The 1,609-nt window shown below is 70.8% G+C and carries 1 protein-coding gene; it reads right to left on the bottom strand.

The genetic code is table 11. The features are described from left to right. Positions 1-1,609: non-ribosomal peptide synthetase (locus AC31A1_RS51155; RefSeq protein ID WP_489659873.1), on the bottom strand; the 1,609-nt coding region annotated here is incomplete at both ends.

Raw genomic sequence — 1,609 nt, 5'->3', positions numbered from 1 at the left:
GATCAACCCCGACCACATCCACCCGAGCCACCAGCCCGGACACATCCACCGCATCCTCCCCGGGCACCACCAACACCCCGGGCTCCACCACCAACCGCGCTCGCAACACCTCATGACGGTCCATCAGGGCTGCCATCGCGTCCCGCAGCGCCGCCTCGTCCAGTCCCGCCGGCGCCTCGACCACCATCGACTGCACGACCGCGCGAACGCCGTCGGCACCGGCCCGGTCCAGCACCTCGTGCATCACCGGCGTCAGCGGTACCTCACCGACGGCGGAGTCCGCCGGGCGCGCGCCGTCCGCCGCGCCGTCGACCGGCGTCGCCACCGCGGCCAACTGCGCCGGTGTCCGCAGCTCGTGTACCTGTCGAGCGCCGACGACCAGACCCTCGCGGCGGGACCGCGACACCAGCAGCATCGCAGTGATCGAGTCGCCGCCCAGCGCGAAGAAGCTGTCCCCGACCCCGACCTCCTCCAGCCCCAACACCTCGGCGAACAGCGCGCAGAACGCCTCCTCGGCGGGCGTCGCCGCAACCCGACCGGCGCTCAGCGCAGCCTCCGGCACCGGCAGCGCCGAACGGTCGATCTTCCCGTTGACGGTCAGCGGGAACACGTCGAGGACGACGACCGCCGACGGAACCATGTACTCCGGCAGCCGGGTGGCCGCGAACTCCCGTACGTCCTCCGCGTCCGGGTCCCCGACGACGTATCCGACCAGCCGACCGTCCCGGACCACCACCACGGCCCGCTCGACCTGCGGGTGCGCGGCAAGGACGGCCTCCACCTCACCCAACTCCACCCGGAAGCCACGGATCTTCACCTGAGCATCCGCACGCCCCACGAACTCCAACAGCCCGTCCGCCGTCCACCGCGCCAGATCCCCGCTGCGGTACGTCCGCCCGCCATCACCGAACGGGCACGCGACAAACCGCTCCGCCGTCAGATCCGCTCGGCCGATATAGCCGCGGGCCAGACCGTCTCCCGCGATATACAACTCCCCCGCCACACCCACCGGAACAGGCCGCAGGAACGCATCCAGCACGTAGGTACGGACATTCGGCAGCGGGCGTCCAATCGCCGGCGGCGCGTCCTCACCCCTGATGCCCTCCTCCAACAGGACAGCGGTGGTGATGACGGTGGCCTCGGTGGGCCCATACGTGTTCCACACCCGGGCGCCTTCACGCCACCTGGCCGCCAGACCGGCCTCCAACCGCTCCGCACCCAGCACCCAATTCCCCACCCCCGCAACCGACTTCGGCTCCAGAGCCCCCAACAACGACGGCACCACACTCGCGCTGTCGACACCGGTCGCGTCGACCATCGCGGCGAGAGCGGACGGATCTTGCCGATCCTCGGACGAGGCGATCGCCAGCGTGCCCCCGGCGGCCAGCGTGACCGCCACGTCCAACACCGCCGCATCGAAACTGAACGACGCGAACTGCAACGCCGTAACCCCCGGCCCCACACCGAGAACGGGACCCATAGCCGAGGCAAGGTTGGCCACGGAGGCGTGCTCCACCGCCACACCCTTCGGACGCCCCGTCGACCCCGACGTATAGATGACGTACGCCAGTTGGCCCGGATCCACGACGCTGTCCGGCCCCTCGCCGAA

The organism is Streptomyces sp. P5F9, from assembly GCF_057961495.1.
Note: the sequence above shows the minus strand (reverse complement) of the source record. Positions and strands in the feature narration are given on the sequence as shown.